General features: G+C 59.2%; 18 protein-coding genes and 1 tRNA gene. 10 read left to right on the top strand and 9 right to left on the bottom strand.

What is annotated here, in order from left to right:
- Nucleotides 1-5: 5 nt before the first annotated feature.
- Nucleotides 6-81, top strand: a tRNA-Trp gene (locus HA46_RS04375).
- A 109-nt stretch (nt 82-190) separates the two neighbouring features.
- Here HA46_RS04375 and hdfR read toward each other — a convergent pair.
- Entirely contained in the window at nt 191-1,015 is an 825-nt protein-coding gene (gene hdfR / locus HA46_RS04370) for an HTH-type transcriptional regulator HdfR (RefSeq protein WP_033753511.1), read from the bottom strand.
- Nucleotides 1,016-1,136: 121 nt separating this feature from the next.
- On the opposite strand from hdfR, the gene HA46_RS04365 reads away from it, so the two are divergent.
- On the top strand, nt 1,137-1,475 hold the full coding sequence (locus HA46_RS04365) for a MaoP family protein (RefSeq protein ID WP_033792784.1): 339 nt from the start codon (nt 1,137-1,139) through the stop codon (nt 1,473-1,475).
- 27 nt (nt 1,476-1,502) lie between these two features.
- On the opposite strand, the gene HA46_RS04360 is transcribed toward HA46_RS04365, so the two are convergent.
- Nucleotides 1,503-3,023, bottom strand: coding sequence for a YifB family Mg chelatase-like AAA ATPase (locus HA46_RS04360; RefSeq protein ID WP_084882287.1), 1,521 nt, complete (start codon nt 3,021-3,023; stop codon nt 1,503-1,505).
- A gap of 329 nt (nt 3,024-3,352) precedes the next feature.
- Between HA46_RS04360 and ilvL the strand changes: the two genes are divergently transcribed.
- From ilvL to ilvA, 6 genes are all read left to right on the top strand, one after another.
- Nucleotides 3,353-3,451, top strand: coding sequence for an ilv operon leader peptide (gene ilvL / locus HA46_RS04355; RefSeq protein WP_084882286.1), 99 nt, complete (start codon nt 3,353-3,355; stop codon nt 3,449-3,451).
- 149 nt (nt 3,452-3,600) lie between these two features.
- Nucleotides 3,601-5,247: an acetolactate synthase 2 catalytic subunit gene (ilvG, locus tag HA46_RS04350; protein ID WP_084882285.1), complete on the top strand. Its 1,647-nt coding sequence runs from the start codon at nt 3,601-3,603 to the stop codon at nt 5,245-5,247.
- Nucleotides 5,244-5,507, top strand: coding sequence for an acetolactate synthase 2 small subunit (gene ilvM / locus HA46_RS04345; protein WP_033753506.1), 264 nt, complete (start codon nt 5,244-5,246; stop codon nt 5,505-5,507). Before ilvG ends, ilvM begins: the two co-directional genes overlap by 4 nt.
- Nucleotides 5,508-5,519: 12 nt before the next feature.
- Nucleotides 5,520-6,449, top strand: coding sequence for a branched-chain amino acid transaminase (locus tag HA46_RS04340; RefSeq protein ID WP_033792780.1), 930 nt, complete (start codon nt 5,520-5,522; stop codon nt 6,447-6,449).
- Nucleotides 6,450-6,509: 60 nt separating this feature from the next.
- Nucleotides 6,510-8,360, top strand: coding sequence for a dihydroxy-acid dehydratase (gene ilvD / locus HA46_RS04335; protein ID WP_033792779.1), 1,851 nt, complete (start codon nt 6,510-6,512; stop codon nt 8,358-8,360).
- Between the two features lie 3 nt (nt 8,361-8,363).
- Complete coding sequence (gene ilvA, locus HA46_RS04330; protein ID WP_084882284.1) at nt 8,364-9,911, top strand: threonine ammonia-lyase, biosynthetic; 1,548 nt, start codon at nt 8,364-8,366, stop codon at nt 9,909-9,911.
- Here the strand turns inward: ilvA and ilvY are convergent, their stop codons facing one another.
- Nucleotides 9,912-10,793 (bottom strand): HTH-type transcriptional activator IlvY, encoded by an 882-nt coding sequence (ilvY, locus tag HA46_RS04325; RefSeq protein ID WP_033753498.1) that lies wholly within the window; start codon nt 10,791-10,793, stop codon nt 9,912-9,914.
- A 162-nt stretch (nt 10,794-10,955) separates the two neighbouring features.
- Between ilvY and ilvC the strand changes: the two genes are divergently transcribed.
- The gene (gene ilvC / locus HA46_RS04320) at nt 10,956-12,431 is read left to right on the top strand and encodes a ketol-acid reductoisomerase (protein WP_033792776.1); all 1,476 of its coding nucleotides are present in this window, start codon (nt 10,956-10,958) and stop codon (nt 12,429-12,431) included.
- Nucleotides 12,432-12,489: 58 nt separating this feature from the next.
- On the opposite strand, the gene HA46_RS04315 is transcribed toward ilvC, so the two are convergent.
- The 5 genes from HA46_RS04315 to HA46_RS04295 all read right to left on the bottom strand — a co-directional run bounded on the left by HA46_RS04315 (nt 12,490) and on the right by HA46_RS04295 (nt 18,142).
- The gene (locus HA46_RS04315) at nt 12,490-13,488 is read right to left on the bottom strand and encodes an aldo/keto reductase (protein ID WP_084882283.1); all 999 of its coding nucleotides are present in this window, start codon (nt 13,486-13,488) and stop codon (nt 12,490-12,492) included.
- A gap of 81 nt (nt 13,489-13,569) precedes the next feature.
- Nucleotides 13,570-14,490, bottom strand: coding sequence for a LysR family transcriptional regulator (locus HA46_RS04310; protein ID WP_084882282.1), 921 nt, complete (start codon nt 14,488-14,490; stop codon nt 13,570-13,572).
- Between the two features lie 80 nt (nt 14,491-14,570).
- Nucleotides 14,571-15,905, bottom strand: coding sequence for an MFS transporter (locus HA46_RS04305; protein ID WP_033753491.1), 1,335 nt, complete (start codon nt 15,903-15,905; stop codon nt 14,571-14,573).
- Between the two features lie 275 nt (nt 15,906-16,180).
- The gene (gene yhjD, locus HA46_RS04300; RefSeq protein ID WP_033792773.1) at nt 16,181-17,197 is read right to left on the bottom strand and encodes an inner membrane protein YhjD; all 1,017 of its coding nucleotides are present in this window, start codon (nt 17,195-17,197) and stop codon (nt 16,181-16,183) included.
- A 45-nt stretch (nt 17,198-17,242) separates the two neighbouring features.
- A complete protein-coding gene (locus HA46_RS04295) occupies nt 17,243-18,142 on the bottom strand; it encodes a LysR family transcriptional regulator (protein ID WP_033792771.1) in 900 nt (299 codons plus the stop codon).
- 115 nt (nt 18,143-18,257) lie between these two features.
- Between HA46_RS04295 and HA46_RS04290 the strand changes: the two genes are divergently transcribed.
- Nucleotides 18,258-19,016, top strand: a complete 759-nt coding sequence (locus HA46_RS04290; protein ID WP_033792769.1) for an SDR family NAD(P)-dependent oxidoreductase — start codon at nt 18,258-18,260, stop codon at nt 19,014-19,016.
- A gap of 105 nt (nt 19,017-19,121) precedes the next feature.
- Here HA46_RS04290 and HA46_RS04285 read toward each other — a convergent pair whose 3' ends face one another.
- Nucleotides 19,122-19,970: a PhzF family phenazine biosynthesis protein gene (locus HA46_RS04285; RefSeq protein WP_084882281.1), complete on the bottom strand. Its 849-nt coding sequence runs from the start codon at nt 19,968-19,970 to the stop codon at nt 19,122-19,124.
- Nucleotides 19,971-19,991 lie beyond the last annotated feature (21 nt).

The raw sequence follows: 19,991 nt of genomic DNA, 5'->3' as shown, positions 1-19,991 counted from the left end.
TCTTTAGGGGCGTAGTTCAATTGGTAGAGCACCGGTCTCCAAAACCGGGTGTTGGGGGTTCGAGTCCCTCCGCCCCTGCCAGAAAAAAGAATCCTTTGCTTCGGCAAAGGATTTTTTTTGCTTTTTATTCGGCAAAAAGATCAAAAAAAGGCCGACAACGTCAGCCTCTTCACTATTTATGCCTGCAATGTCAGCGCGCCAGTACTGGAAACTTAAGCAGCTGTCGAATATGCGCCTGCTGATCGCTGTTCTGTAGCCACACGGCATACAAAGGACGCACAGCAACCGGCGTGTCGGGGATCACCATAAGATCGCTGTACAGACTATGCCAGTAGTCTGGTAAAAAGGCGCAGGCGCCCGTGGTATAAAGCAGTTCGCGCGTCACGTGCGCCGAAGTGGTGGTTAACACCGGCACATCGTCGCCGCCTGACAAATAGCTTTCATGCTGATGAAAGTCCGCGCCCCATTCCAGCTTGATGTAATCGTACTTCTCTCGCTTTTCTGTTTTACGCGCCCGAAACAGCGCCAGAGAGATATGGCCGATCTGCTGACTTGTTAGTTCGTCCATCTTCGGCGCTTCGGTAGTGATCAGCAGATCCAGCTGGCGCTCATGAAGCTGCTTAACCAGAAGATGCCTCTGCGCCACGCGGGCTTCAAGATGCAGGCTCTCCCGATTCTCATACAGGGTTTGCAGCCACGGCGTCAGGTAGGCCTCCCAGAGCGACGCGCTGGCCCCTATCGATAGCTCGTGATGCTGCTGCGTATGCGACACCTCCTTTTTCGCCATCATCCATGTGCTCATCAGGCTTTCCGCATAGGGCAGCAGGCGTTCTCCCGCCGACGTCAGCCGTATGTTATTGCGATGGCGAGTAAAAAGATTAACGCCCAGCTGATTTTCCAGCTGACGGATGCGAAAGCTGACGGCGGACTGTGTGAGGTAGAGTGCTTCTGCAGCTCGCCCAAAATGGCGAGTTCTGCTCACTTCCAGGAAAGTTTTCAGTAATTCCGTATCCACAGCTTTCTCCCAAAAAATGTTTGTCGTATAGATTTAAATGTTTTGTTTTACACTCTGTCAAGCCTATCTAATACTCCGCGCCATTAATAGCTCGGCCATAAGAGAATCAGGAGCGTGTAAGATGGCGGAAAGCTTCTCAACCACAAATCGTTTCTTTGATAACAAACATTATCCGCGCGGTTTCTCGCGGCATGGTGATTTCACCATTAAAGAAGCCCAATTGCTGGAACGTCATGGTTTTGCTTTTAATGAACTCGATTTAGCAAAGCGTGAGCCGATTACGGAAGAAGAGCGTCTTTTTCTGGAAGTATGTCGTGGTCTGCGTGAGCCGCAAACTGAAGCTGAGCGCGTATGGTCTAAATACACCACTCGCATTAAGCGCCCGAAACGTTTTCATACGCTTTCAGGCGGCAAGCCGCAGATGGATACGGTTGAAGACTACAGCGACAGCGATGACTAAACAAAATGGGGCAATGAGCCCCATTTTTTATTCCAGACTGCGGTGCAGATGAATCATTAGCCGGTCGATGCTGCGATAAGCGACCGCCTCCTGCAGATGTCTCCGTAAAATTCTCTCTTCACCCGCCAGATCGGCAATCGTCCGCGCCACCTTTAAAATCCGCTGCCATGCCCGCACGGACAATCCCAGCTGATTCAGCACCTCTTCAAGCCATTCCGCATCCTCTCTGGCGATATCGCACCACATCTTGATGCCGACGTTACTCATATGCGCATTAATCTTGCCGGCACGCGCCATTTGCAGCGCGCGCGCCTTCATCACCCGCTCACCCACGCTGGCTGAACTCTCGCCCGCCTCGGGACGCTGGCTCAGCATCCCGCTCGGCAGCAGCGGCACCTCAATCGACAGGTCGAAGCGATCGAGAAAAGGCCCGGAGAGTTTACTCAGATAACGCAGCACCTGCTGCGGCGAGCAGCGATTATGCTGCCCCTGATAGTGACCCGTCGGGCTTGGGTTCATGGCGGCAATCAGCTGAAAGCGCGCCGGATAGGTTACCTTCGCGCGGGCGCGGGAAATGGCTATTTCGCCGGACTCGATAGGCTCCCGCAGCGCATCCAGCACGCGCCGGTCAAATTCCGGCAGCTCATCCAGAAACAGCACGCCGTTATGCGCCAGCGAAATCTCTCCCGGCCGGGGCAGCGACCCGCCGCCGATAAGGGCATAAAGCGACGCGCTATGATGAGGCGCGCGAAAAGGGCGCTTGCGCCAGGCTTTTTGCAGCCTGCCTTTATCTACCAGGCTGGCGATAGCGGCGCACTCCAGGGCTTCTGCGTCGCTGAGCGGGGGCATAATACCGGGCAGCCGCGTAGCCAACATGGTCTTGCCTGTGCCGGGAGGGCCAATCAGCAGCAGGTTATGACCGCCCGCAGCGGTAATCTCCAGCGCCCGGCGTCCCTGTTCCTGACCGATGATATCGCTCAAATCTTCTGTCGGTTCTTCGGACCGATCCTGCAGAGAATGGGCACGCGCAAGCTCGCCCTGATTTTGCAGCCAGGCGCAGACTTCCAGCAGATGGGCGGCGACAAGCGTATCGCCATGCTGAATCAGGCCAACATCCTGCTGATTCTCCGAAGAGAGGATCAGCTGCCGTCCGGCTCGCATCGCCGCCATCGCGGCCGGAATCGCGCCCTGAACGCCGCAGAGCGCGCCATTGAGCGCAAGCTCGCCTACGAATTCATGCTGCGCCAGTTTCGCCTCGGGAAGCTGTTCAGAGGCGACGAGAATGGCGAGAGCCATCGGCAGATCGTAACGTCCGCCCTCTTTAGGCAGGTCGGCGGGCGCCAGATTGATGGTGATGCGCTTTGCCGGAAAGCTGAAGCCGCTGTTAATAATGGCGCTACGCACCCGTTCACGCGCCTCTTTTACCGTGGTTTCAGGCAAACCGACCAGCGTCAGCGCGGGCAGGCCGCTGCTGATGTGCGCTTCTATGGCGACCAGCGGCGCTTCTACGCCTATCGCTGCTCGGGTAAGAACTCTGGACAATGTCATAACCGCTCCTTAACGCGGCGATTATGGCGAAGCCGAAAGGCGACAGCGAGACCAAAGAATCCATCTTTCGAGAGAGTCCGCAGCAAAGCGGCGTAAAATTCACCCGAATGCATTTTTTCTGGAGCCGCTTAACAAATTACAGGCTTAATTATTGCGTCACGGACGTGATGAATATTTGTCACGCATAAAATAAGCGTTTATTTACAGGGTGATATCTGATTATCGGCGCGAGGGTCATAAAAAAAACAGATGGAAAAAGTTGTCATCGCACCTCTAACTGTGATAACTCTGTAGGCATTACTTCGAACAAACGAAAAAACAGACAGCAGATGAAAGCCCTTCTACAAGTGATTAGCCTAGTCGTGATTAGCGTGGTGGTGATTATTAACCCACCGTGCGGGGCTACGCCTGGAGAAAGAAAGGCTTAAAAATCAAGCCTGGAATTCGAAAAACCCCCGCACCGAAAGGTCCGGGGGTTTTTTTTCGACCAGTGCAAATATCAGCGGATTACCGAGGAGCAAACAATGAGCAGTAGCATAAAATTCTGTTGTTCCCCTAAGAATACAGGAGAATAACCATGACAGGTGCACAGTGGGTAGTTCAGGCTTTACGCGCGCAGGGTGTCGACACCGTATTTGGCTATCCTGGCGGCGCTATCATGCCAGTGTACGATGCGCTCTACGATGGCGGCGTGGAACACCTACTGTGTCGTCATGAACAAGGGGCCGTGGTCGCGGCGATAGGCTATGCCCGCGCGACCGGAAAAACCGGCGTCTGCATTGCGACTTCGGGCCCTGGCGCGACCAACTTAATCACCGGCCTGGCCGACGCGATGATGGATTCGGTACCGGTAGTGGCGATCACCGGTCAGGTTTCGTCAGCGTTTATCGGCACCGACGCTTTTCAGGAGATCGACGTGCTGGGCCTGTCGCTGGCCTGCACCAAACACAGCTTTCTGGTTGAGTCGCTGGATGAGCTGCCTTCCGTCATGGCGGAAGCCTTCGCTATCGCCCAGTCAGGCCGTCCTGGACCGGTGTTGGTCGATATCCCTAAAGATATTCAAATCGCCAGCGGCGAGCTGACCCCGCATCTGCTGCCGGTTGAAGAGTCGTTCGCCCATTCACCGCAGCATATCGAAGCGGCGCGCGCGCTGATGGCGCAGTCGCACAAGCCGATGCTCTATATCGGCGGCGGCGTGGGTATGGCGCAGGCGGTGCCTGCGCTGCGCGCCATGGCGCAGCAAACCGGCATTCCCATGGTCGCCACGCTGAAAGGTCTCGGCAGCGCCGATAGCGAAAGCGAGGTTTATCTTGGCATGCTGGGCATGCACGGTACTAAAGCGGCGAATCTGGCGGTTCAGTCCTGCGATTTGCTGATCGCCGTCGGCGCGCGCTTCGACGATCGCGTCACCGGCAAGCTCGACACCTTCGCGCCGCACGCCAGCGTCATTCACATCGATATCGACCCGGCCGAACTGAATAAACTGCGCCGCGCGCACGTTTCGCTGCAAGGCGACATGAATCAGATCCTGCCCGCGCTGAGCATGCCGATGCAGATCGCCGGCTGGCGCGAAGAGGTGAAGGCGATGAAAGCGGCGTTCAGCTGGCGCTATGACCACCCCGGCGAGGCGATCTACGCGCCGCTGCTGCTGAAACAGCTCTCCGATCGCAAACCCGCCAGCGCCGTCGTCACTACCGACGTCGGCCAGCACCAGATGTGGACCGCGCAGCATATGAACTTCAACGCGCCGGAGAATTTCATCACCTCCAGCGGCCTGGGCACCATGGGCTTCGGCCTGCCCGCCGCGGTCGGCGCGCAGGTCGCCCGTCCCGAAGACACCGTGATCTGCGTATCGGGCGACGGCTCGATCATGATGAATATCCAGGAGCTGGGCACCATCAAACGTAAAAAGCTGCCGGTGAAAATCCTGCTGCTCGATAACCAGCGCCTCGGCATGGTACGCCAGTGGCAGCAGCTCTTTTTCGACGGCCGCTACAGCGAAACCATTCTGACCGACAACCCCGATTTTCTGACGCTGGCCAGCGCCTTTGATATCCCAGGCCAGCGTATTAGCCGTAAAGACGAGGTCGACGCCGCCCTTGATGCTCTGCTGAACAGCGAAGGTTCTTACTTCCTGCATGTTGCGATTGATGAGCATGAAAACGTCTGGCCACTGGTGCCGCCTGGCGCCAGCAACGCAAACATGATGGAGAAAACCGTATGAACCAGCACCAATTGTCTATCGAAGCTCGCTTTCGCCCTGAAATATTGGAGCGCATTTTACGCGTCGTCCGCCATCGCGGTTTCCAGGTCTGCGCCATGAACATGGGCGCGGCGGCCAACAGCGAGAACATTAATATCGAAATGACCGTTGCCAGCCAGCGCTCTGTCGATTTACTGTCTTCGCAGTTAAGCAAATTAATGGATGTCGCTAACGTCGAAATCCAGCAACAAACATCACAACAAATCCACGCCTGGTCGTGAAAGGAAATAAGAATGAGCACGAAGAAAGCAGACTTTATTTGGTTCAATGGCGAGATGGTTAAGTGGGAAGACGCCAAGGTCAGCGTCATGTCTCACGCACTGCATTACGGTACTTCTGTGTTTGAAGGCGTGCGCTGCTACGACTCGCACAAAGGCCCGGTGGTGTTCCGTCACCGTGAACACATGCAGCGTCTGCACGACTCAGCGAAAATTTATCGTTTCCCGTTGAAATACAGCGTGGACGAGTTGATGGAAGCGACGCGTAAAGTACTGCGCGACAACAACCTGAAAAGCGCTTATATCCGTCCGCTGGCCTTTGTCGGCGATGTCGGTCTGGGCGTGAACCCGCCGGACGGCTACACCACCGACGTGATCATCGCCGCCTTCCCGTGGGGCGCCTATCTGGGCGCTGAAGCGCTGGAAAACGGCATCAACGCGATGGTTTCCTCATGGAACCGCGTGGCGCCGAACACCCTGCCGACCGCCGCGAAAGCAGGCGGTAACTATCTCTCTTCTCTGCTGGTGGGCAGCGAAGCGCGCCGTCACGGCTATCAGGAAGGCATCGCGCTCGACACCAACGGCTACATCTCCGAAGGCGCAGGCGAAAACCTGTTCGAAGTAAAAGACGGCATTCTGTTTACCCCGCCGTTTACCTCTTCCGCGCTGCCGGGCATTACTCGCGACGCCATCATCAAGCTGGCGCAGGATATGGGCATTGAAGTACGCGAGCAGGTACTGTCGCGCGAGTCGCTCTACCTGGCTGACGAGATCTTCATGTCCGGCACCGCCGCAGAAATCACGCCGGTACGCAGCGTTGACGGTATTCAGGTCGGTGAAGGCAAACGCGGCCCGGTAACCGAAAAAATTCAGAAAGCCTTCTTCGGCCTGTTCACTGGCGAAACCGAAGACAAATACGGCTGGCTGGATCAGGTTAACCCATAACAAGAGCGTCACGCGGGCGCCGCTGTGCCCGCGTCATTTACAGACTGGAGTAAACAGAGCATGCCTAAGTACCGTTCCGCCACCACCACGCATGGCCGCAACATGGCGGGTGCCCGTGCCCTGTGGCGCGCCACAGGAATGACCGACGCCGATTTCGGCAAACCGATTATCGCCGTGGTCAACTCATTCACCCAATTTGTGCCGGGCCACGTTCACCTGCGCGACCTCGGCAAGCTGGTCGCCGAGCAGATCGAAGCGGCGGGCGGCGTGGCGAAAGAGTTCAACACCATTGCGGTGGATGACGGTATCGCCATGGGTCATGGCGGCATGCTCTATTCGCTGCCGTCGCGCGAGCTGATCGCCGACTCGGTGGAATACATGGTCAACGCGCACTGCGCCGACGCCATGGTCTGTATCTCCAACTGCGACAAAATCACGCCGGGGATGCTGATGGCGTCGCTGCGCCTCAATATTCCGGTGATCTTCGTTTCCGGCGGTCCGATGGAAGCGGGGAAAACCAAGCTCTCCGACAAGATCATCAAGCTTGACCTGGTCGACGCGATGATTCAGGGCGCCAACCCTAACGTCAGCGATGCCGACAGCGAGCAGATTGAACGCTCCGCCTGTCCGACCTGCGGCTCCTGTTCCGGCATGTTCACCGCCAACTCGATGAACTGCCTGACCGAAGCGCTGGGCCTGTCGCAGCCGGGCAACGGCTCGCTGCTGGCGACCCACGCCGACCGCAAAGAGCTGTTTATCAATGCGGGCAAGCGCATCGTAAGCCTGACCAAACGCTATTACGAGCAGGATGACGAGAACATGCTGCCGCGCAACATCGCCACCAAAGCGGCCTTTGAAAACGCCATGACGCTGGATATCGCGATGGGCGGCTCCACCAATACCGTGTTGCACCTGCTGGCCGCCGCGCAAGAGGGCGAAGTCGACTTCAATATTTCTGATATCGACCGCCTGTCGCGCAAGGTGCCTCAGCTCTGTAAAGTGGCGCCGAGCACCCCGAAATACCATATGGAAGACGTTCACCGCGCAGGCGGCGTCATCGGCATTCTCGGCGAGCTGGATCGCGCTGGACTGATCGATACCAGCGCCCGCAACATCCTGCAGCAGACGATGCGCGAGACGCTGGATCAGTACGACATCATGCTGACCAAAGACCAGGCGGTGAAGGACATGTTCCGCGCCGGTCCGGCGGGCATCCGCACCACCCAGGCTTTTTCGCAGGATTGTCGCTGGGACACGCTGGACGACGACCGCGCCGAGGGATGTATTCGCACCCGTGAGCACGCCTATTCGCAGGATGGCGGCCTGGCGGTGCTCTACGGCAACCTCGCCGAAGATGGCTGTATCGTCAAAACGGCCGGCGTAGACAAAGAGATCCTGACGTTTAAAGGCCCGGCGAAAGTTTATGAAAGCCAGGATGACGCGGTCGAAGCGATTCTCGGCGGCAAAGTGGTGGCGGGCGACGTAGTCGTTATCCGCTACGAAGGACCGAAAGGCGGACCGGGCATGCAGGAGATGCTCTATCCGACCACCTATCTGAAATCGATGGGCCTCGGCAAAAGCTGCGCGCTGATCACCGACGGCCGCTTCTCCGGCGGTACCTCCGGCCTGTCGATCGGCCACGCCTCGCCGGAAGCGGCCAGCGGCGGCACCATCGCGCTGGTTAAAGATGGCGACATCATCGAGATCGATATTCCGAACCGCGGCATCAAACTGGCGGTGCCGGACAACGAACTGCATGCGCGTCGCGAAGAAGAAGAGGCGCGCGGCGACGCGGCCTACACGCCGCACGACCGCGTGCGTCAGGTCTCTTTCGCGCTGCGCGCCTACGCATCCCTCGCCACCAGCGCCGACAAAGGCGCGGTGCGCGACAAGAGCAAGCTGGGAGGCTAACCGATGGCTGAGGCTCAACCGCTACCTGCGTCGCCCTGCGGCGCGGAATATTTGCGCGCCGTGCTGCGCTCGCCCGTGTATGAAGTCGCACAGGTGACGCCGCTGCAAAAAATGGAAAAAATTTCATCGCGTCTCGGCAACACCATTCTGGTGAAGCGCGAGGATCGGCAGCCGGTGCACAGCTTCAAGCTGCGCGGCGCCTACGCGATGATCGCCGGACTGAACGAAGAGCAGAAAGCGCGCGGCGTGGTTACGGCGTCGGCCGGCAACCACGCGCAGGGCGTGGCGCTCTCCGCCAGCCGGCTCGGCATCAAATCGCTGATTGTGATGCCGGTGGCCACGGCGGACATCAAAGTGGATGCGGTGCGCGCATTTGGCGGTGAGGCTTACCTTTACGGCGCTAACTTCGACGAGGCGAAAGCCAAAGCGATTGAGCTGGCGGAACAGCAGGGCTATACCTTCGTGCCGCCGTTTGACCATCCGGCGGTGATTGCCGGTCAGGGCACGCTGGCGATGGAGCTGCTGCAGCAGGACGCCCATCTCGATCGCGTCTTCGTGCCGGTCGGCGGTGGCGGCCTGGCGGCGGGCGTGGCGGTGCTGATCAAACAGCTCATGCCGCAAATCCAGGTTATCGCGGTGGAGTCGGAAGACTCCGCCTGCCTGAAGGCGGCGCTCGAGGCGGGCGAGCCGGTGGATCTGCCGCGCGTCGGGCTGTTTGCCGAAGGCGTGGCGGTAAAGCGCATCGGCAGCGAAACCTTTCGCCTGTGCCAGGAGTATCTCGACGACATCATCACCGTCGACAGCGACGCCATCTGCGCGGCGATGAAAGATCTGTTTGAAGACGTGCGCGCGATAGCGGAGCCCTCAGGCGCGCTGGCGCTGGCGGGCATGAAGAAATATATCCAGCAGCACGACATCAAAGGCGAGCGGCTGGCGCATATTCTTTCAGGCGCCAACGTCAACTTCCACGGCCTGCGCTACGTCTCCGAGCGCTGCGAACTGGGCGAACAGCGTGAAGCGCTGCTGGCGGTGACCATTCCGGAACAGCAGGGCAGCTTCCTGAAGTTCTGCCAGACGCTGGGCGGACGCGCGGTAACCGAATTCAACTATCGCTACGCCGATGCCGACAACGCCTGCATTTTCGTCGGCGTGCGCCTGACGCGCGGGCTGGAGGAGCGCGGCGAGATTATCAGCCAGCTTACGCAGGGCGGCTATCAGGTAGTGGATCTCTCCGATGACGAGATGGCGAAGCTGCACGTGCGCTACATGGTGGGCGGACGTCCTTCGAAGCCGCTGCGCGAGCGCCTGTTCAGCTTCGAATTCCCCGAGGCGCCGGGCGCGCTGCTGAAATTTCTGCAAACGCTCGGCACCCACTGGAATATTTCGCTGTTCCACTACCGCAGCCACGGCACCGATTACGGCCGCGTGCTGGCGGCTTTTGAAATCAGCGATAACGAACCGCATTTTGAAACCTACCTCAAGGAGCTGGGCTACGACTGTCACGACGAGGCCAATAACCCGGCGTTCCGTTTCTTCCTGGCTGGGCAGTAGCTACAGCAGGTGCCAGAAGGCATGAATCAGCGGCTCCCCGAGCCGCTTTTTTTGTACGCAAACGCCGAGTTCCAGCGGCGCCACCGACTCCACGTTCTCCAGCGTCAGCACGCGATTGCGCACCGGCTCCGGGCTGTTCTCCAGCACCACGTCCGGCAAAAGCGCGATGCCGCAGCCGAGCGCCACCATCGAGACAATCGCCTCATGGCCGGAAACCGTGGCGTAAATCTGCGGATTCGGGATGCGACGGCGACGAAACCAGAGATCGATGCCGCGCCGCGCCGGACCCTGATCGGGCAGGATAAAGGGAATCTGCGCCCAGTCGGGCGACGGCTGCGTCGCCTGGCTGCGCACCGGACAGGGCAGCGCCGGCGCGATCAGCACCAGCGGGATCAGTCCCAGCGGCGTAAAGTCGATGCTGGCGGGCAGCGACTCGGGCCGCCCGGCGATGGCCAGATCCGCCTCGCCGGACTGCACCATCTCAATGGCGTCGGCGGCGTCGCCGGTGGTCAGCTTGATCTCTACCTGTGGATGCTCGGCGCGGAAGCGATCCAGAATCGGCGGCAGATGACTATAGGCGGCGGTCACCGAGCAGAACAGGCGTAGCTCGCCGCTCAGCGACGGGCCGTTAAGATCCATCACGTGGCGCAGCTGCTGATACTGCAGCAGCGTCTGCTGAGCGAACTGGCGCAGGCGTTCGCCCGCCTCCGTCAGGGCAACGGTGCGGTTATCGCGCAGAAACAGCGCGTGCCCCACATCCTCTTCGAGGCGCTGGATCTGGCGCGAGAGCGTTGACGGGCTGACGTGCATGGCGCGCGCGGTGCGGCCGAAGTGGCAGCTTTCAGCCAGATGGAGAAACAGCTTCAGATCTCGTAAATCCATACGCCTTAACCTCTCAAGTCGTGTTGCAAATATTGCAATGTAACCTTGCTAATATATCAATTTAAGCAACAGATTTCCTGTCATATGATGGGGTCATTCGCGGCGCTGCTTTCCACGCCGTTACAGGACAAAAACAAACACAACATCTGACCGGAGTGCCCCATGGCTAACTACTTCAACACACTGAATCTGCGCAACCAGTTAGCGCAGTTAGGCAAATGTCGCTTTATGGCGCGCGATGAATTCGCCGACGGCGCCAGCTTCCTGAAAGGGAAAAAAGTGGTCATCGTGGGCTGTGGCGCGCAGGGTCTTAACCAGGGCCTGAACATGCGTGATTCCGGTCTGGACGTCTCCTACGCGCTGCGCGCCGAAGCGATCGCCGAGAAGCGCGCCTCCTGGCGCAAGGCCACCGAAAACGGCTTCAAAGTCGGCACCTATGAAGAGCTGATCCCGCAGGCCGATCTGGTGGTTAACCTGACGCCGGACAAACAGCACTCTGCGGTCGTGCAGGCGGTACAGCCGCTGATGAAAGACGGCGCGGCGCTGGGCTACTCGCACGGCTTTAATATCGTTGAGGTGGGCGAAACCATCCGTAAAGACATCACCGTGGTGATGGTGGCGCCGAAATGTCCGGGCACCGAAGTGCGCGAAGAGTACAAGCGCGGTTTCGGCGTGCCGACCCTGATCGCGGTACATCCGGAAAACGATCCAAAAGGCGAAGGCATGGCGATCGCCAAAGCCTGGGCCGCGGCCACCGGCGGCGACCGCGCAGGCGTGCTGGAATCCTCTTTCGTCGCGGAAGTGAAGTCCGACCTGATGGGCGAGCAGACTATTCTGTGCGGCATGCTGCAGGCCGGTTCGCTGCTCTGCTTCGACAAGCTGGTGGCGGAAGGCCACGATGCGGCCTACACCGAAAAACTGATCCAGTTCGGCTGGGAAACCATCACCGAATCCCTGAAGTTCGGCGGCATCACCCTGATGATGGATCGCCTCTCCAACCCGGCGAAACTGCGCGCATACGCGCTGTCAGAGCAGCTGAAAGAGATTATGGCCCCGCTGTTCCAGAAGCATATGGACGATATCATCTCCGGCGAATTCTCATCCGGCATGATGGCTGACTGGGCCAACGACGATAAAAACCTGCTGACCTGGCGCGAAGAGACCGGCAAAACCGCGTTTGAAACCGCACCGCAGTTCGACGGCAAAATCGAAGAGCAGGAGTACTACGACAAAGGTGTTCTGATGGTGGCGATGGTGAAAGCGGGCGTTGAGCTGGCGTTCGAAACCATGGTCGACGCGGGTATTATCGAAGAGTCCGCCTACTATGAGTCGCTGCACGAGCTGCCGCTGATCGCCAACACCATCGCGCGTAAGCGTCTGTATGAAATGAACGTGGTCATCTCCGACACCGCGGAGTACGGCAACTATCTTTTCTCTTTCGCTGCGGTGCCGCTGCTGAAAGATTTTATGACCACGCTGCAGCCGGGCGACCTGGGCAAAGCGATCGAAGGCACGCAGGTTGATAACGCGCAGCTGCGCGACGTCAACGAAGCGATTCGCCAGCATCCGATCGAAGCCGTTGGCCGTAAACTGCGCGGCTATATGACCGATATGAAGCGTATCGCCGTCGCCAGCTAAGTCAGGCGCGCCACCTTTTTCAGCACTAAAAAACCCCGGCATCCCGGGGTTTTTCACATCAGGCATTCACGCCCTTCATGCCTTCCTCCGTGTAGCGCGCGCCCTGCACCTGAACGCGCTGGTGGAGGCCATTCAGCAGCGCCACGTCCTCCGCCTCCAGCATCACCTGCGCCGCCTGCGCATTTTCGACCAGGTAGCCGATCTGTTTCGTACCGGGGATCGGCACCAGCTTCGCGTACTGCGCCAGCAGCCAGGCGAGCGCTATCTGGCCCGGCGTGCAGCTGTACTTCTCCGCCAGCGGTCGTACCGCGTTTAGCAGCGCGGCGTTATGATCGAGGTTCTCCTGCTGAAAGCGCCCGTTGTTTTTGCGGAAGTCGCCTTCGGCGAAGTCGCTGTTGCGGAGGTATTTGCCGGTCAGAAAACCGCGGCCCAGCGGCGAGTAAGCGACAAGCCCGATATCCAGCGCCTTAACCGTCGGCAGAATCGCCTCCTCGACGTCGCGCGTCCACAGGGAATATTCCGTCTGCAGGGCGGCGACAGGATGAACGGCGTGCGCGCGGCGCAGAGTCGCGGCAGAGACTTCGCACAGCCCGATATGTTTTATCTTTCCCTCTTTCACCAGGCGGCTCAGGCACGCCATGCTCTCTTCGATCGGCGTCGCCTGGCTGACGCGATGGAGATAGAAAAGGTCGATGCGTTCGACGCCAAGCCGCTTAAGGGAGTCGTGACAGCAGCGGGTAATATACGCCGGCCGGTTGTTGATGGTGCGGCTGTAAGCTTCGTCTGCCGCGCGCTCGATGCCGCATTTGGTGGCGACGTGCATCTTGTCGCGCGTGGCGTTATTCAGCCCGGCCAGGAACTGCCCGATAAGCGCTTCATTGTGGCCGCGGCCGTACTGATCCGCCGTATCGATAAAGGTCTGGCCCAGCTCGATGAGTGCGTGTAAAACACGCAGCGACTGCGCATCGTCCGCCGCGCCGTAGAATTCGCTAAGGCCCATCGCACCATAGCCGATGGCGCTGACCTCTAAGTTTCTTGCCAGGTAACGGGTTTTCATCATGCCTCCTGTGGTCCAGGTCTGATTCTTTCACCGGGCGGAGCAGCAGAGAATTGCCGTTTTTGTGATGCTTAAAAGGTATTAAGGTGCGCCGTTGCTGAGCTTCTCCAGCGCCTGCATGAGCGCTGGACGCGCGTCGTTATGACGCGTTGCGGCGTAAACGTCGATATGCAGCTGCTGCGCATGGTCGTCGCGCAGCGGCCGGTAGCACAATCCTTCCTGATTAAAGGCGCACTTTGACTGCGGCAGCAGGGCGAATCCTTTGCCGCGGGCGATATACGCCAGCATCGTTAGCGAGTCGTCGGGCTCGTTGACTTTTTTCAGCGGCCTCTTCAGCTTTGCGAAAACCTGTTCGCACTTATCAAAGAAGGCGGGATTGGCGCGCCTGGCGAACCAGAACAGCGGCAGATCGTTGACAGCGTCGAGCGAGACCTGCTGCTGCCGGCTGGCGGGATGCGTGGTCGGCAGCGCGACAAGCAGCGGCTCGCGGCAGATCCAGCGATAGCGGACGTTCTCTTGCTCGCTGGCGCCTTTCTCTCCAGTCAGCACCAGATCGAGCCTGTTCTGCGCCAGGCACTGCAGCAGCCGGGCGGAGGTCAGATCGGGCGAGTCGATCTCGTCGCCGGCATCCAGCTGCGCCAGCCGCGCGGCGACAGGCGGTATGCGCGTAAAGTCCAGCGTGCGGGTCAACCCGATACGCAGACGATGCGGGCGGGAAAGAGAATCGACGCTGAGGGCATCAAGATCGGCAAGAATTTTCTCTGCTCTGGCAAGCAGCGCGCGCCCGTCTTCGGTCAGGATCACCGCGTGAGTGCTGCGGCTGAAGAGCCGCTGGTGGAGCAGCGCTTCCAGGCTCTGGATATGACGCGTCAGGGGAGGCTGAGTCATGTTGAGGCGCTCGGCGGCCCGGCGGAAATTGAGCTCGTACGCGACGGCGAGAAAGCACTGAAGTTGTTTAACGCTGGGAAGGTTACTGCTAATCAGGTGCGCTGCCGTCGCCATGGTTCTTTTCCTGCATACCGAAACTGCAGGAACTATAACATGACAAAAAACCCGGCCTTAGCCGGGTTTCCTGATTTCGCTTACACCGCTTCGTATAGCGTCTGATGACGCGTCTCTTTACAGGCGATGAGCGCAATCAGCGTCAGCGCCGCCATGGACGCCAGATAGTAGCCTACCGCCTGCAAGCCGTAATGGGCGTTCAGCCAGGTCGCGATATAAGGCGCAACCGAGGCGCCGAGAATCGACGACAGGTTATAGGAGAAAGAGGCGCCGGTATAGCGCACTTCGGTCGGGAACAGCTCCGGCAGCAGCGCGCCCATCGGGCCGAAGGTCAGCCCCATCACGCTCAGGCCGAGCAGCAGGAAGGCCATTACCAGCGCCTGCGAACCGGAACCCAGCATCGCCGGGAACAGGAAGGCGAAAGCGATAATCATCAGCGTAATGACGATCATGGTCTTACGACGACCAAAGCGATCCGCCAGCAGACCGGCGATCGGCACCATAACGCCGAAACCGATAACCGCCATCATCAGCATCCACAGGAAGCTGTTGCGCGAGAAGCCGAGACCCGCAGGCGCCGGCGCGGTGCCGTAGCTCATCGAGTAGACCGTCATAATGTAGAACAGCGTATAGGTCGCCAGCATGATGAAGGTGCCGAGAATGGTGGCGGTGAGATGTTTGCTCAACAGCGCAGCGATCGGCACCCGCACCTGCTTCTTCTCTTTCTGCACTTTGGCGAATACCGGGCTTTCGTGCAGCGACACGCGTACATAGAGGCCGATAATGACCAGCACCGCCGAGAGAATAAACGGCACGCGCCAGCCCCACTGCATAAACTGCTCGTCGGTCAGCAGCCAGGAGAGCAGGAGAAAGGTGCCGTTGGCGAAGAAGAAGCCGATCGGCGCGCCAAGCTGCGGAAAAGAGCCGTAGAGCGCGCGCTTTTTCGCCGGCGCGTTTTCCGTCGCCAGCAGCGCCGCGCCGCCCCATTCGCCGCCAAGACCGAGTCCCTGGCCAAAGCGCGCCAGCGCCAGCAGCAGCGGCGCCGCGACGCCAATCGACTGGTAGCCCGGCAGCAGGCCGATAATCACGGTAGAGACGCCCATCGTCAGCAGCGAAGCCACCAGCGTCGCCTTACGGCCCACGCGGTCGCCGAAGTGGCCGAAAAGGGCGGAGCCGATCGGGCGCGCCACGAAGGCGATAGCGAAGGTCGCCAGCGACTGCAGCGTCGCCACGGTATTGTCGCCCTGCGGGAAGAAAATATGAGGAAATACAATCACCGCCGCCGTGGCGTAGATATAGAAATCGAAGAATTCGATGGCGGTGCCGACCAGCGAGGCCACCACGACCTTGCCGCGCGAATTCACCGGCGTTTCGTCTTGTGACTTTTTCAGGGGTTCTGTGATGGAGGCTTGCATAACTGTTTCTTAATTGTAAATAGAGACCAGGAATATTACGCACCTGGCATGCCGCATTCAACGCTGATAAACCGCGCCAGAACGGGCCTTTTCGGCGAAAAAGTGAATAATTTGTGCTGCAATGGAATGCGTGGATTAAGGCAGGGAGAAGCCCGCCTTTTGCAGCGGGAATCTCTATAAAAGGGGGAAATAAAAGTGACCCTTCAGCTATTCATCCTGCTGGATGGTTAAAAAATAGCCGAAGGGGGAAATTTTTCGCTGCCGTTAACGTTTTCTTACACCTGATGGCGCGAGGCGCGGCGCGAATCCGGCATCTGCGGATCGTCCTTATACTTCGCGGTGGCGATCCAGGCGGCGCAGAAGAGCGTCAAACGGGCGAAGAAGTAGAAGAACGCCATCAGTCCGAGCACAGAGCCGAAGGCCGCACCGGAGGGCGACGAAGCGAGCTTCGGCAGCGTCAGCGTCATCACGAATTTAATGATCTCAAAGCCGATAGCCGCCAGCAGCGTGCCGCGAAACAGCGCTTTCTTGCGCGGCTTGTGGCGCGGCAGGATCCAGAAAATCCACAGGAACAGCAGATAGTTGGCCATAATCGAAATCGCCAGCGCTATGGCGGTCATCGCCGGGCGCAGCCACTCGATATTCGCCAGCCCCAGCGCGTTGACGATCGCCTCCTGCGCTGCGCCGGCGATAGAGGTCAGCGACAGGGTGATCACCAGCGCCAGCATCAGGCCGATCAGCGAAATCAGATCGCGCAGATACTTTTTCCAGAACTTCTCCTGATCGTCCGGCTTGCGTTCCCAGACGTCGCGCGACTGGGCGCGTACCGCTTCGCGCAGGTTGCCCATCCAGTTGATGCCGGAGTAGAGCGCCAGCAGCAAACCGGTGATGCCCACCGTGGCGCGCTGCTGGATAGCGGTGTTCACCGTATTCTTCAGCGTGGTGGCGAGCGTAGGATCGCTGATGCTATTGACGATCTTATTGATCAGCCCCGACAGCAGATCCTGGTTCGACGCCAGCACGAACCCCACGGCGGCGAAAGAGACCATCAGGATCGGAATCAACGACAAAAACGAGAAGTAGGTGATAGCCGCGCCGAACTGGCTGCCCAGGCGATCGTTAAAGCGCTCCAGCGCGCGAATAAAGTGCGCCACCGCCGGAATCGCCTGAAACCAGGCGGCAAAGCGCGATACGCGACGAATCGATCCATCAACGGTTTTATTGCCGGTCTGAATATCGATCAGCGGTTTAGGTTGCTCGGGATTGGTCGGGTTTTCCTGTTTGTCCGTCATAGACAGTTATCATCCTGCTTTACTTGAAAAGGCAATTATAGCCGCTCAGGTGACATACTCCTGTAACACCTGACTCAGCCACTCCATAAACACGCGCACGCGCCGCGCCACATTGCGCCGATGAGGGTAGAGCAGAGAGATCGGCATCGGCCTGGCCGGGAAGGCGTGCAGCACTTCCACCAGCTGTCCGGACTCCAGCAGCGGGTAGATGCCCATCGCCGGCACCTGAATAATGCCCAGCCCCGCCAGGCAGGCGGCGCGATAGGTTTCCGTGCTGTTGACCGTCACCACGCCGCCGGTCTGCACGTAGTGGCACTGCTTGCCGTCAAAATATTCAAAGCCGGGCGAAGGCTGACCGAGCTGCTGCGTGTAGTGCACCATGGCGTGCGACGACAGCTCCTCCAGCCGCGTCGGCATGCCGAAGCGGGAAAGGTAGCCGGGGCTGGCGCAGTTGATCAAGGTATAGGTGCCGATTTTTCGCGCTATCAGGCCGGAATCCTTTAGCTCGCCTACGCGGATAACGCAGTCGAAGCCTTCGCGGATCACGTCCACCATGCGGTCGCTGCTGCTGAGTTCGATTTCCACGCCGGGGTAGTGCTGCAAAAACTCCGGCAGACGCGGCAGGATAAAGCCGGTCGCCATCGCCACCGACATATCGACGCGCAGTTTGCCGCTCAGCGTGGCGGGATCGTGCTGAAACAGGCTGTCCATATCGTCGATCATTGACAGCAGATCCAGGCAGCGATCGTAGTAGACCAGCCCATCCTGGGTAAGCTGCACGCGGCGCGTGGTGCGATGCAGCAGCCGCGTTCCCATCTGATTTTCCAGCGCCTGTAGCTGGCGCGACACGCTGCCTTTCGGCAGGCCTAAGCTTTCCGCCGCGCGGGTAAAACTGCCCATTTCCGCCACCCGCACAAAAACCTGCATTGCGTGAATTTTGTCCATGTTGTTCACCGATTGTTGTCGTAAATGAAACAGTGCTGCGTATTTACAGGCATTTATATATCAGTTGTTGGGGAATATCCTGATTCGGTGTTCAACTTTTCATCAGGAGCGAGAGATGAGTAATAAAATCGCATTGATTACGGGCGCCAACCGCGGTTTAGGCAAAAATGCGGCGCTAAAACTGGCCGAAAAGGGCGTTGATATCCTTTTTACCTACCGCAGCCATGACGAAGAGGCGCAGGCGGTGGTAAAAGCGATTGAGGCGCTGGGCGGCCGCGCAGCCGCGCTACGTCTGGATGTAGGCGACAGCAGCCAGTTCAGCGGCTTTGTCGCGCAGGTTAAACAGACGCTGGAAACGGCATGGCGGCGCGAGCGCTTTGATTATTTAATCAACAACGCCGGACATGGTCACTATAAGCCATTTAGCGAGACCTCCGAGGAGGAGTTCGACGCGCTGGTCAACGTTCACTTCAAAGGCCCCTATTTCCTGACGCAAAAACTGCTGCCGCTGATCAACGACGGCGGCCGCATTTTAAATATCTCCAGCGGCCTGACGCGCATGACCTATCCTGGCTCCGCGACTTACGCCTCCGTCAAAGGCGCGATGGAGGTGCTGACGCGGTATCAGGCGAAAGAGCTGGGAGAACGCCGCATTCGCGTTAATATCCTGGCGCCAGGCGCTATCGAGACCGACTTCGGCGGCGGGCGCGTGCGCGATAACAAAGAGATCAACGATACCATCGCGGCGCTTACCGCGCTGGGGCGCGTAGGGCAGCCGGACGATATTGGCGACGCCATCTGCGCTCTCCTCAGCGAGGAAACCGGCTGGATCACGGCGCAGCGCATCGAGGCGTCAGGCGGCCAGGCGTTATAAACCGCAGATACGCCCTTCAGGAATGAAATGCGTATCTGCGCCGGGCGAGCAGAGATGCCCTGGACGTTGCGTTCGGTTCATGTCACTAGCCCGGCAGCGTTATGGCTACAGCCTGATGGTGCCGTCAATTACCGTGACGGTGTTGCCGCCGATCCAGATCTGGTCGCCTTCGTAGCGCACCGATACGCGCCCCTGGCGCTGGATCGCCGTGCCCTGACGGGTGCGGTAATCCCGCATCTGGCCCTGCGCGGCAAAGTAGCGCGCCAGGCAGGCGTTGGCGCTGCCGGTAATGGGGTCTTCCGTCAGGCTGCCGTTTTCCACCAGCAGGCCGCGCACTTCATACTGCTCGCTCTCGCCGTGCGGCAGCGGGCCGAACGGCATCACCCCGGTCGCGCCCGCGTGGGCGAGCAGGCGCTGCAGATCGCTGACGGCGGGCTGAATCGCCAGCACCGCTTCGGCGCTAATCATCGGGATCAGCAGCCAGCGGATGCCCATATCGACCACGGCGGGCGTTTGCGTGGTGTCGAACCGCTCGCAGCGGAGCGCATTGCCCATCAGCGCGTCGGTGAACGGCGTGATGGCCGCATCCGGTGCGGCAAACGCCAGCGAACCCTCGGCGTCGATGCTGACCGTTACGTTGCCGACGCCGCACTCCTGCACCATCCTGCCGGGATTTTTCGTCGGCCAGCCCGCTTCCAGCAGCGCATGCGCCGTACCCAGCGTCGGATGCCCGGCAAACGGCAGCTCGCCTTCGACGGTAAAAATGCGCACGCGATAGTCAGCTTCGGGATGCTGCGGCGGCAGCACGAACGTAGTTTCAGATAAATTCGTCCAGCGGGCGATGGTCTGGAGCTGCTCGTCACTCAGGCCCTGCGCATCCATAATCACCGCCAGCGGATTGCCGTTAAACGCGGACGAGGTAAAGACATCTACTTGTTTAAACGCGACGTTCATTATTACTCCTTTCTCAACAGG

Origin of the sequence: Pantoea septica, assembly GCF_002095575.1 — a bacterium.
Taxonomy (GTDB): Bacteria; Pseudomonadota; Gammaproteobacteria; order Enterobacterales; family Enterobacteriaceae; genus Pantoea; species Pantoea septica.
The sequence above is the reverse complement of the archived record's forward strand: the minus strand, read 5'-3'. Positions and strand labels throughout refer to the sequence as shown.

What these genes read in the sequence shown, in the direction of transcription:
- HA46_RS04295 (WP_033792771.1), bottom strand. Translation starts at nt 18,142, where the DNA reads ATGGACAAAATTCACGCAATGCAGGTTTTTGTGCGGGTGGCGGAAATG.
- yhjD (WP_033792773.1), bottom strand. Translation starts at nt 17,197, where the DNA reads ATGACGGACAAACAGGAAAACCCGACCAATCCCGAGCAACCTAAACCG.
- HA46_RS04310 (WP_084882282.1), bottom strand. Translation starts at nt 14,490, where the DNA reads ATGGCGACGGCAGCGCACCTGATTAGCAGTAACCTTCCCAGCGTTAAA.
- HA46_RS04285 (WP_084882281.1), bottom strand. Translation starts at nt 19,970, where the DNA reads ATGAACGTCGCGTTTAAACAAGTAGATGTCTTTACCTCGTCCGCGTTT.
- HA46_RS04290 (WP_033792769.1), top strand. Translation starts at nt 18,258, where the DNA reads ATGAGTAATAAAATCGCATTGATTACGGGCGCCAACCGCGGTTTAGGC.
- ilvD (WP_033792779.1), top strand. Translation starts at nt 6,510, where the DNA reads ATGCCTAAGTACCGTTCCGCCACCACCACGCATGGCCGCAACATGGCG.
- ilvG (WP_084882285.1), top strand. Translation starts at nt 3,601, where the DNA reads ATGACAGGTGCACAGTGGGTAGTTCAGGCTTTACGCGCGCAGGGTGTC.
- HA46_RS04365 (WP_033792784.1), top strand. Translation starts at nt 1,137, where the DNA reads ATGGCGGAAAGCTTCTCAACCACAAATCGTTTCTTTGATAACAAACAT.
- HA46_RS04315 (WP_084882283.1), bottom strand. Translation starts at nt 13,488, where the DNA reads ATGAAAACCCGTTACCTGGCAAGAAACTTAGAGGTCAGCGCCATCGGC.
- HA46_RS04340 (WP_033792780.1), top strand. Translation starts at nt 5,520, where the DNA reads ATGAGCACGAAGAAAGCAGACTTTATTTGGTTCAATGGCGAGATGGTT.
- ilvL (WP_084882286.1), top strand. Translation starts at nt 3,353, where the DNA reads ATGAAAGCCCTTCTACAAGTGATTAGCCTAGTCGTGATTAGCGTGGTG.
- ilvY (WP_033753498.1), bottom strand. Translation starts at nt 10,793, where the DNA reads ATGGATTTACGAGATCTGAAGCTGTTTCTCCATCTGGCTGAAAGCTGC.
- HA46_RS04360 (WP_084882287.1), bottom strand. Translation starts at nt 3,023, where the DNA reads ATGACATTGTCCAGAGTTCTTACCCGAGCAGCGATAGGCGTAGAAGCG.
- ilvA (WP_084882284.1), top strand. Translation starts at nt 8,364, where the DNA reads ATGGCTGAGGCTCAACCGCTACCTGCGTCGCCCTGCGGCGCGGAATAT.
- ilvM (WP_033753506.1), top strand. Translation starts at nt 5,244, where the DNA reads ATGAACCAGCACCAATTGTCTATCGAAGCTCGCTTTCGCCCTGAAATA.
- HA46_RS04305 (WP_033753491.1), bottom strand. Translation starts at nt 15,905, where the DNA reads ATGCAAGCCTCCATCACAGAACCCCTGAAAAAGTCACAAGACGAAACG.
- ilvC (WP_033792776.1), top strand. Translation starts at nt 10,956, where the DNA reads ATGGCTAACTACTTCAACACACTGAATCTGCGCAACCAGTTAGCGCAG.